Origin of the sequence: Nonomuraea sp. NPDC000554, from assembly GCF_040300065.1 — a bacterium.
Taxonomy (GTDB): domain Bacteria; phylum Actinomycetota; class Actinomycetes; order Streptosporangiales; family Streptosporangiaceae; genus Nonomuraea.
Genome location: NZ_JBEPDC010000031.1, coordinates 75,630 through 86,095, shown reverse-complemented (window position 1 = coordinate 86,095; position 10,466 = coordinate 75,630). Strand labels below are relative to the sequence as shown.

Genomic DNA, 10,466 nt, shown 5'->3' with positions numbered 1-10,466 from the left:
AGGGCGACCGCCACTTCCCTGCGGCGCGGCCTCTACGGCTCGTACCGGCGTGGGTGTTGCGACCCTCGGTCGCCCCGGAGGGCGACCGCCACGGCCGCCCTCCGGGTCTGCCCCGAGTGCGGCATCGTTGCGACCCTCGGTCGCCCCGGAGGGCGACCGCCACTCCAGATCCTTGGCGTAGCCGCGGGCCTTCAGCAGGTAGTTGCGACCCTCGGTCGCCCCGGAGGGCCACCGCCACCCAGGTAGGGCGGGTCTTTCTCCTGGAAGACGAAGACGTTGCGACCCTCGGTCGCCCCGGAGGGCGACCGCCACAGCGGACGCGCCAGTACTGGCCGCGCTTCTCGGTGTTGCGACCCTCGGTCGCCCCGGAGGGCGACCGCCACGCGCGCGTCCGCCGCACGCCTCGGCAGATGTTCGTGTTGCGACCCTCGGTCGCCCCGGAGGGCGACCGCCACGCGATCAGCTCGCGGTCCATGCGCGGCCACTTGGAGATGTTGCGACCCTCGGTCGCCCCAGAGGGCGACCGCCACGCCCGCCCTGCTCTGCACGGCGCGGTTACCGAGGTGTTGCGACCCTCGGTCGCCCCGGAGGGCGACCGCCACAGGCCCGCGCCGAGCGTCAGGCCCGTACTGAGCAGGTTGCGACCCTCGGTCGCCCCGGAGGGCGACCGCCACGCCAGTTCAGGAAGTCGGGAAAGCCGTCCTCTTCGGAGTTGCGACCCTCGGTCGCCCCGGAGGGCGACCGCCACCCGGCAAGATCGGCGCATGGTTCACCGGCGCGAAGTTGCGACCCTCGGTCGCCCCGGAGGGCGACCGCCACCGCGGGCGAGGGTCTCGATGATGTTGGGGACGTAGTTGCGACCCTCGGTCGCCCCGGAGGGCGACCGCCACCCGCGACCATCGTGTGCGAGCAGCGCACCGTGCTGTTGCGACCCTCGGTCGCCCCGGAGGGCGACCGCCACACCTGCTAAGCCGGATCTGCGCACGCCGGCCAGCTGAAGAGTTGCGACCCTCGGTCGCCCCGGAGGGCGACCGCCACCGATCGAGGCGCTCATGCCGACCATGTCAGCTCGCCCGTTGCGCCCCTCGATCGCCCCGGAGGGCGACCGCCACACGGGCCACCCTCCGACTGGCACCGGCACAGCAGGTTGCGACCCTCGGTCGCCCCGGAGGGCGACCGCCACGGTCAAGGTGCTGGCCAGGCCCGCCAGGACGGGCCGTTGCGACCCTCGGTCGCCCCGGAGGGCGACCGCCACTCGGATCCTGCTCGTACACGTCCATCGCCTGTGACGCGTTGCGACCCTCGGTCGCCCCGGAGGGCGACCGCCACCACCCGAACTGCCGATGCTCGCGTACACCCAAGACGTTGCGACCCTCGGTCGCCCCGGAGGGCGACCGCCACCTTCACGCAGGGCACGAAGAGCATCGCCCAGGACATGTTGCGACCCTCGGTCGCCCCGGAGGGCGACCGCCACTCGCCGACCTTCACCCTGCCATCGACTGGCAAGTCGTTGCGACCCTCGGTCGCCCCGGAGGGCGACCGCCACATGCTCTGACCAGCGCAAATGTAGAAGGGCAAAAGGTTGCGACCCTCGGTCGCCCCGGAGGGCGACCGCCACGGCGTCTGAGCAGGCATTATGCCTTCACGGCGCCGATAGGAAGACTTGCGTATTCACTTATCAAGGAGCATTCGGGGTGATAACTCCTTAGGAACCTATCGCGTGTCGCGTGAGCGCTTCAGGTTCCGAACCGCACGCTCAGGCGGCCACTTGTCGATAGTGCCCATAGGCGTAACGCTATGCCAGGAGAACCCACTTTGAGCCCCGCCCGGAACTTCGTACAGGTCCAAGGGCAGCCCGATCGAGGCCTGTGATCATGGTTGGTCTGAGGGAAGCAGAAGTGCAGAGTCGGGTCGGCCGCCTGAGCGGCAGCCCCTGTCCAGCATGAAGTAATCGATGTTGTTGGCGGATATTTGGCGGAACATGGCGAAACTGTCGGTGGCATCTCCTAAAGTTCAGCTCTCGCAGGGATTCTCCAAGTAAGGGGAGTGCGTGGCCGAACGCTTATGGGCGCACAGTGCCCGGGACGGTGACAGGCTCCGCCATGATCTCGTGGACCATTTGCGGGGAACCGCGTGGCGAGCGGGTGCCTTTGGTGAGGTCTTCGGTGCGGGGCCGCTAGCTGCTCATTGCGGGTTGTTGCACGATGCAGGAAAAGGATCATGTGAGTGGCAGCGGGGCCTGATCGTGGCGGAAGGGCACGGTGGGCGGGTGGGCGTCCCGCACAAGCATGCGGGTACCTGGCTGCTGGACAAGCAGGGCTTCGGCATCATGGCGGCCGTGGTGTTCGGTCATCACGGCGGATTGCCTGACTCCGTACGCCTCAAACAGGAGCTGCGTTTCGCAGACGATGATCCGCTGGTCGCCGAGGCCGTCCAGCAAGTAGGGCAAATCGTGCCGGAGATTCATCCGCCGGCGCAGATCGCACTACCTCCCTGGCTGCCCGAGGCGGCGAATGAGGACCCGTACGCGTTGGACCTCTTGGTTCGTATGGTCTACAGCACTGTAGTAGATGCGGATTTTCTAGACACTGAGGAGCATTTCGCCGGCGCTGCGCGCCCCTTTCATCCGGTTTCTGCTGCTGATCTGGCCGAGCGTTTCGACCAGGGGCGTCAGGAGTTGCTCAAGAACAGGCCGAAGTCACCGATCGACGGGTTGCGTCAGGACGTCTACAGGCAGTGCCTGGAGGCCGCGCAGGGACCACGTGGTATTTATCGCATCCCAGCCCCCACAGGCTCGGGGAAGACCCTCGCGGCGGGCGGCTTCGCCGTGTGTCACGCCCAGCGGCATCGAATGAAGCGCGTCATCGTCGCCGTGCCGTTCATGTCGATCACCGAGCAGAACGCATCGGTCTATCGCGACCTTTTGGAAGTCGAGGGCGGGCATCCGGTGGTGCTGGAGCACCACAGCGGCATCGACCTGGATGACGGCACCGCCAACAGGAGGTGGCAACGGCTGGCCGCAGAGAATTGGGATGCACCCTTCGTGGTGACCACCACCATACGGTTGTTCGAGTCGCTGTTCTCTCACAAGCCCGCGGCGATGCGTCGCGTGCACCGGCTGGCAGGTTCGGTCATCGTCCTGGACGAGGTGCAGGCACTGCCGGACCGGTTGCTGATTCCGATCGTGTCGGCGCTGCGGAGTCTGACGCAGTGGTTCGGCGCGACGGTGGTGCTGGCCTCGGCAACTCAGCCGCCGTTCGAGCTGCTCAGCCCGCTGAGAGGGACACCGATCAGGGATGTGATTGCCGAGCCGAAGCCGCTGTACAAGGCGCTGAACCGGGTGCGTTACCGGTGGCTGCTGGATCCCAAGCCGACGATGGCGCAGATTGCCGAGCAGGCTGCGGCGGAGCCACAGGTCCTGCTGGTGGTCAACACCACCAGGGACGCCGCCCGGATGCATGAGCTTGTCGAAGGGCACCGCCCGGCGCTCCACCTGTCGACACGGATGGCAGCCGCCCACCGGCGCGACACCCTGGACGAGATCAGGCGGTGCCTTGCCGAAGAGGAGCCGATCGCGGTGGTGAGCACCCAGCTGGTCGAGGCAGGAGTAGACCTCGACTTCCCCGCCGGGTTTCGAGCGATTGCTTCCGCTGACTCTCTTCAGCAGGCCGCTGGGCGTGTCAACCGCAGCGGGCGTTTGCCGTATGGGCTGGTCACCATCTTCGACCCTGAGGACGGCAACAAGGCGGCCGACATGCTCTATGGCGCAGCGCTAGAAGCCACCCGTGCCAGGTTCGGCGCGCACTGCCCGCCGGACGATCTGGACGCGTTGCAGGCCTATTACAAGGCCAGGTTCGATTTCCACAACGTCGAGGCGGCCGGCTGGGAGATCCAGCAGGGGCGTCAAGCTCATGACTTCCCCCGCGTGGCCGAGCTGTTCCGCATGATCGACGAATGGACCGTTCCCGTGGCGGTGCGTTACGGCGACACCGAGAAGTTGGACCGGATCCTCACCCACCTGCGTGCCGGCCATCCGGGAGCAGGCGCCCAGCTGCGCGCCCTGCGTCCCTATCTGGCCACGCTGCCACGAGGTGCCGCGCGTAAGGCATTGGAAGAAGGACTAGCCACCGCTGTCGTCGGTGATCTCATCGAATGGCTCGGCGACTACCACCCGCATCGAGGTATCGACATGACCTCTCCCGACCCTCAGGAGCTGGTGTTTTGACCACCCGTCGCGTTCACCATCCGCCACCGCCGCTCGTCGTGGAGGTCGAGGCGCCATACGCCTGTTTCACCCGTCCGGAGTTCAAGACGGAGCGGATGAGCTACCCGGTCATGACGCCGTCGGCCGCCAAGGGCGTACTGGAGGCGATCTTCTGGAAGCCGGAGTTCAGCTACCAGATAGAGCGCATCGACGTTCTCGAGCCCATCCGATGGGCGTCATTCCGCCGCAACGAGGTCTCCTCCATGCTGACGCTGGCCTGGGTGCGCGAGGCCATGACCGACACCACCGTGCGGTTCGACGCCGAGGCCGACCGCGACCAGCGCAACATGGTGTGCCTGCGCAAGGTCGCCTACCGCATCCACGCCCAGGTACGGCTCCGCCAGCACGCCACCGATCCAGAGGCCAAGTATCGCGACCAGTTCCGTCGGAGAGTCGAGCGCGGCGCATGCTTCTCCCAGCCGTTCTTGGGTGTTCGGGAGTTCTCGGCTTCCTTCCACCCCAAGACCGACCGGGAGCCGATCCCGCACGACGAGGTGCTCGGAGTGATGCTGCACAGCATCGGCTATCGCCCGGACGGCGAAAGCTATCGATGGTTCCACGCCGAACTTCAGCAGGGCGTGTTGATGATTCCGCGTGAAGGGGCCGAGCTGCCCGGCGCCGGCACGCGTACCGGTGGCAGGCGGTGACCCCATGCTGATCAGAAAGCTCGCCGTGCACGCCAACGACCGATGTGACCTCCCACCGCCCTACTACCGCAACCGCAACGTGCGCTGGGCGATCGACCTGGACGAAGGTGGACGCCCGCGGGGAGGCCGCCTGGTGGATCTGAGCACCGCCGATGCCAAGTCGGGCGTGCCGCTCGACACGCCGTACGTGCAGCGGTCCGGTATCGGATCGCTGCCGTTCCTGCTCACCGACACGTTGCAGTACGTGCTGGCGATGCCGAAGGACGACAGTGACAAGCAGATCGTCGACGCCCGGCGGCGCGCCGAGGACTTCGTCGAGCTGGTCAACAGGTGGGCCAAGGAGGAACCCCTGGCCGAACCGGTGGTCCGTTTTCTGCAACGCGGCGCCTTGTCGGAGGTGGAGATCCCCTCGGAGGCCAAGCCATCCGACGTGGTGGCGATCCGTACAGATCAGGGCTGGGTGCACGCCCTCCCGTCCGCTGTGCGGGTGTGGGGCCAGATCGTCCGTGAGCGTAAGAGCGCCGCCAGCGGTCAGGGAATCTGCCTGTCGTGCGGTGAGCAAGGACCGTTGCTGGCCACCATTCCCGAGCCGGTCAAGCCGAGTGGTATCCCGGTGGCGGGTGGCCGCGGCCGGGACGCGCAGCTCGTGTCGATCAACAAGGCCGCCCAGGGGCGAGGCGGCATCACCCAGCTGGTCAACACACCGATCTGCGACTCCTGCGGCGGGCAGGCGATGTCCGCGCTGAATGCCCTGCTGGCAGACCGGCAGCACCATTACCGCGGCGCTGACAGCGTCCTGGTGTGGTGGCTGCGCCGCCCCGCCCCGTTCTCCCTGCTGGGCGCGGTCCGCGAAGCCCAGCCCAAGGACATCGACGGCATCATCGAGCAGGTGAACCTTCCGCCGGCCCGGCGCGCCGACTGGTTGGACGACAATGCCTTCTACGCCGTGACCCTGTCGGCCAATCAGAGCCGCGTGGTGATCCGTGACTGGATCGACGTCCCGTTGATAGAGCTGTGTCGGCACCTGGACGTCTGGTTCGCCGACCACGAGATGACCGATCTGTGGGAGGAAGGACCGCAGCGGGTACCGCTGTGGCGGATGGCGACCGCGCTTGGCCGATACGGCAAGCAGGGCTACGTCAAGGACACCGCACCCCGATCGGCCGAGCGTGACCTCATGGCCGCCGCCCTGCACGGCACCCCGCTGCCCGCGCACCTGCTGGCCCGCCTAATCCAGCGCATCCGTGCCGACAACCGTGTGGACCTGCCGCGCGCCGCGCTACTGCGGCTGTTGCTTGTCCGAGCCACCCCGGCCATGAAGGAGACCCTGGTGGACCATCTCAATCTCGACACGCGCGACCCCGCCTATCTGTGCGGACGTGTCTTCGCCGTGCTGGAGGACATCCAACGCACTGCGCTGGATAACGTCAACACCACGATCGGGGACAAGTTCTTCGGCGCGACCATGGGCAGGCCGCTGCCGATGCTCACCATGCTGCGCAAGAACGCCACGGGCCATCTCCGGCGGCTGCGCGGCTCCAAGAAGGCCGCTGGGATCGCACTGGACAAGCGCCTGGACGAGATCTTCCAGAAGTTCACCGCCGAGATCCCGGCCACCCTGGATCTGGTCGGCCAGGGACGGTTCGTTCTCGGTTACCACCAGCAGCGAGCGGCCGACCGGGACGCAGCCCGCGCAGCGGCTGCGCGCAAGAACCCCTCGTCCGAATCCGCCTGACCGTCGTCCTCTTCCTCCCGAAAGGAATTCTTCGGTATGTCCGTCCACCTGGATCCCGCCCGCAAGCATGACTTCGTCTTCCTGTTCGACGTGCGCGACGGCAACCCCAACGGAGACCCCGACGCCGGAGGCATGCCCCGGACCGATCCGGAAACCGGCGACGGCCTAGTCACCGACGTGGCGATCAAGCGCAAGATCCGGAACATGGTGTCGCTGCTCAACGAGGGCGTGGCCAGCTACGACATCTATGTCGAAGCCGGGGTCGCGCTCAACGCACAGCACGAGCGGGCCTACGCCGCCCTGGACTTGGACCCCAAGCAGCGGCGTAAGTCCGAACTTGAGGCGCAGCAGTGGATGTGCCAGACCTTCTACGACGTGCGCATGTTCGGCGCAGTCATGTCCACCGGCACCAAACCGTGCGGACGCGTCCAGGGGCCGATGCAGCTCACCTTCTCCCGGTCCGTCGACGCGGTCCTGCCTCAGGAGCACGGCATCACCCGCGTCACCCAGACCCGCCAAGACGACATCGACAAGGGCGAGTCGACCGAGATGGGCAACAAGCACATGATCCCCTACGCCCTCTACCTGGGATATGGCCACTTCAGCGCCCCGCTGGCCCGCCGCACCGGCGTGACCAGCCAGGACCTGGAGACGTTCTGGCGTGCCATGAGCTTGATGTTCGAACACGACCGCGCCTCGACCCGCGGTGAGATGGCCCTACGTCGCCTGTACGTGTTCAGCCACGACGACCAGTTCGGCCGCGCCCCGGCTCACCAACTGTTCGAAGGTGTCGAGGTCAACCCCAGTAAGCCGATTCCGCGTTCGTTCGCTGACTACACGGTCTCCGTCCGGGACGATCTCCCCGACGGGGTCACGCTCACCAGCGTCGTCGGGTGAGCCGGCCGGCTCGGCAGGCCGACGGCGTCCCCCTCTCGCAGGTGACGCTGTCGGCTCTGGAACATCACGCCTACTGTCCACGCCAAGCCGGACTCATCCTCCTAGAGGACGGATACGCCGACGACGCGGCGACCATCCGCGGCACACTCATGCACCAGCGCGTCCACGACCCAGGGCACGAGACACGCGGTGCCGTACGCATTCTGCGGGCTCTGCCGGTGTGGCATGACGGGCTCGCGCTGGTCGGGGTCTGCGACGTGGTGGAGATCCACCGTGACCGACGCGTCATCCCAGTTGAGCACAAGTCGGGCTCCTACACGCCGGGCGGACCTGCTGACGTACAGGTGGCGGGCCAGGCCATGTGCCTGGAAGCCATGTTCGGACGCTCGATTCCGCACGGAGTGATCTACTCTGCCGCGGATCGCCGCAGACACACCGTCGCCATCGATGCCGCCGCCCGGGATCGGGTCATCACGCTCGCCGAAGAGGTACGGCACACACTGGCCACAGCCACGCTTCCCGGTGCCGCTGCTGACCAGCGGTGCCGCCGCTGTTCGATGCACGACATGTGCATGCCGCGCGTCCTCGCCCGCAGGGACACCTTCATGCGAGCCGCATCCAAGCTGTTCACCCCCCAACCTGAAGCGGCATGGGATGACTGAACTCCTCAACACGCTCTACGTCCAGACCCAAGGGGCCAGCCTCCACCTCGACCACGACAGTCTCAAGATCGTCATTCCGGAAACCCCGAAACGGACGCTGCCGCTGCGCCGCCTGGATGGCATCGTGGTCTACGGTCACGTGTCGCTGTCCGCCGAACTCCTCGCCCGGTGCGCGGACGATGGCCGATCTGTGGTCTGGATGAGTCTGTCCGGTCGGTTCCTCGGCCGGGTCGACGGACCCACGCGCGGCAACGTCCTGCTGCGCCACGCCCAGCACCTTTCCCACGCCGCTCCCGACCTGCGCTTGCAGATCGCCAGAAGCTGTGTGGCCGGCAAACTACAAAACTCCCGGCAGCTCCTCCTGCGCGGAGCACGCGATGCGACCACCCCGGCGCAGGCTTCTCTACGGTCGCTCGCCCAGGACATCGATGACCTCCTGGCCCGCGCCGGGGATGCGGGAAACCTCGACGAACTCATGGGGCTTGAAGGTCAGGCCGCCCGCCTCTACTTCGAGGGGCTGGCGCAGATGCTCCGCATACCGTCCGACATAGCACCCTTCAGCAATCGGACGCGGCGTCCCCCGACCGACCCCGTTAACGCGCTGCTGTCGTTCCTGTACGGTCTGACCCGCGCCCTCGTCCACGGAGCCGCCGAGCAAGTGGGCTTGGACCCCTACCTCGGCTTCCTCCACGGCATGCGGCCCGGCAAGCCGGCCCTCGCCCTGGACCTGATGGAAGAGTTCCGTCCCTTTCACGCCGACCGGCTCGCGCTCAACCTCCTCAACCGTAAGCAACTAAGCAAGGAGCACTTCGAGACGCTGCCCGGTGGCGCGGTCCAGTTGACTGAGGACGGCCGCCGCCTCGTCCTCACCGAATGGCAGGCGTGGAAGAACAAGGATTGGCCCCACAAGCTGCTTGGGCGAAAGGTGTCCGCCTCGCTGCTGCCTGTTGTCCAATCCCGCCTCCTCGCCGCCACATCCGCGGTGAGCTGCCTGGTTACATCCCCTGGACGGTCGGCTGATGCAGCTGCTCCTGACGTACGACGTGGTGACCACCACACCGGAGGGTCGCCGTCGGCTGCGGCGGATGGCCAAGCTGTGCGAGGGATATGGCTATCGCGTCCAGAAGTCGGTGTTCGAGATCACCTGCACGGACGCTGAACTGCTCACCCTGCTCGACGCCGCGACGCGGATTATCGAAGCTTCTGATGATTCGGTACGGGTCTATCGACTGCCGTCCAACGGGTTCGCCACCGTGCATCGCCTGGGCGTCGCCGAGCCCGCTCCCCACCAGGATCCGCTCATCCTGTAGTTCGGAACCTGAAGTGCTCGCGCGACACGCGATAGGTTCCTAAGGAGTTATCACCCCGAATGCTCCTTGATAAGTGAATTCGCAAGTCTTCTTACAGGTGCTGGCAAGGCGTAATGCCTGGTCAGACGCCGTGGCGGTCGCCCTCTGGGGCGACCGAGGGTCGCAACGTCTACGCCTAGGGGATAACCGATGCTGATCAACAGTGGCGGTCGCCCTCTGGGGCGACCGAGGGTCGCAACGGGAGCGCCGATCGAGTAGTCGGCGTCCATCACCCCGGGTGGCGGTCGCCCTCTGGGGCGACCGAGGGTCGCAACCCGTACAGAGCAAGCTTGTGAGAGGTGAGCGTCAGATGTGGCGGTCGCCCTCTGGGGCGACCGAGGGTCGCAACACCAAGACAATGGTCGGGCTGGGCACGACGACCAAGTGGCGGTCGCCCTCTGGGGCGACCGAGGGTCGCAACGCCGCGGCCGTTCCGGCGGTCCTGCTCATGCTCTGGGTGGCGGTCGCCCTCTGGGGCGACCGAGGGTCGCAACCCTGTGCCGCGGCTGGTGCTGTCCGAGCTGTACCGTGGCGGTCGCCCTCTGGGGCGACCGAGGGTCGCAACATGAGCGGGCCCGCCGAGGACCCCACCGGCGAGCAGGTGGCGGTCGCCCTCTGGGGCGACCGAGGGTCGCAACCAGCGCATGCTGGATGCCTGGCGTGGCTGGAAGGAGTGGCGGTCGCCCTCTGGGGCGACCGAGGGTCGCAACGTGATGGTGTCAACGGTGGCCTTAGCCATTTCCTGTGTGGCGGTCGCCCTCTGGGGCGACCGAGGGTCGCAACAACCACTCCGGCAGGGTGGACTCATCGACTTCCTGGTGGCGGTCGCCCTCTGGGGCGACCGAGGGTCGCAACATGTACTCCCCCGCGCGGGTGCCGTGCTCGACCATCAGGTGGCGGTCGCCCTCTGGG

The 10,466-nt window shown here is 67.0% G+C and carries 7 protein-coding genes and 2 CRISPR repeat arrays; all 7 genes read left to right on the top strand.

Translation table 11 applies throughout. From position 1 onward, the window contains the following. Positions 1-55 precede the first annotated feature (55 nt). A CRISPR array of direct repeats spans positions 56-1,618; the repeat unit is 37 nt; unit sequence GTTGCGACCCTCGGTCGCCCCGGAGGGCGACCGCCAC. 432 nt (positions 1,619-2,050) lie between these two features. Genes cas3 through cas2 form a run of 7 tightly spaced genes read left to right on the top strand, consistent with a single transcriptional unit; the run spans position 2,051 to position 9,515 of the window. After that, positions 2,051-4,225, top strand: a complete 2,175-nt coding sequence (cas3, locus tag ABT294_RS41185; protein WP_350811892.1) for a CRISPR-associated helicase Cas3' — start codon at positions 2,051-2,053, stop codon at positions 4,223-4,225. Between the two features lie 38 nt (positions 4,226-4,263). After that, the gene (gene cas5c / locus ABT294_RS41180; protein ID WP_350811891.1) at positions 4,264-4,911 is read left to right on the top strand and encodes a type I-C CRISPR-associated protein Cas5c; all 648 of its coding nucleotides are present in this window, start codon (positions 4,264-4,266) and stop codon (positions 4,909-4,911) included. Between the two features lie 4 nt (positions 4,912-4,915). After that, positions 4,916-6,646 (top strand): type I-C CRISPR-associated protein Cas8c/Csd1, encoded by a 1,731-nt coding sequence (gene cas8c, locus ABT294_RS41175; RefSeq protein ID WP_350811890.1) that lies wholly within the window; start codon positions 4,916-4,918, stop codon positions 6,644-6,646. 36 nt (positions 6,647-6,682) lie between these two features. Continuing rightward, positions 6,683-7,543, top strand: coding sequence for a type I-C CRISPR-associated protein Cas7/Csd2 (gene cas7c / locus ABT294_RS41170; protein WP_350811889.1), 861 nt, complete (start codon positions 6,683-6,685; stop codon positions 7,541-7,543). A gap of 41 nt (positions 7,544-7,584) precedes the next feature. Then, positions 7,585-8,205, top strand: coding sequence for a CRISPR-associated protein Cas4 (gene cas4, locus ABT294_RS41165; protein ID WP_350811888.1), 621 nt, complete (start codon positions 7,585-7,587; stop codon positions 8,203-8,205). Next, a complete protein-coding gene (gene cas1c, locus ABT294_RS41160) occupies positions 8,198-9,364 on the top strand; it encodes a type I-C CRISPR-associated endonuclease Cas1c (protein ID WP_350811887.1) in 1,167 nt (388 codons plus the stop codon). Before cas4 ends, cas1c begins: the two co-directional genes overlap by 8 nt. Further along, positions 9,249-9,515 (top strand): CRISPR-associated endonuclease Cas2, encoded by a 267-nt coding sequence (gene cas2 / locus ABT294_RS41155; RefSeq protein ID WP_350811886.1) that lies wholly within the window; start codon positions 9,249-9,251, stop codon positions 9,513-9,515. Before cas1c ends, cas2 begins: the two co-directional genes overlap by 116 nt. A gap of 130 nt (positions 9,516-9,645) precedes the next feature. Further along, positions 9,646-10,409: direct repeats of the CRISPR family, unit length 37 nt; unit sequence GTGGCGGTCGCCCTCTGGGGCGACCGAGGGTCGCAAC. Positions 10,410-10,466: the final 57 nt, after the last annotated feature.

Coding starts and splice junctions, on each gene's coding strand:
- cas8c (WP_350811890.1), top strand. CDS start 4,916: ATGCTGATCAGAAAGCTCGCCGTGCACGCCAACGACCGATGTGACCTC.
- cas1c (WP_350811887.1), top strand. CDS start 8,198: ATGACTGAACTCCTCAACACGCTCTACGTCCAGACCCAAGGGGCCAGC.
- cas7c (WP_350811889.1), top strand. CDS start 6,683: ATGTCCGTCCACCTGGATCCCGCCCGCAAGCATGACTTCGTCTTCCTG.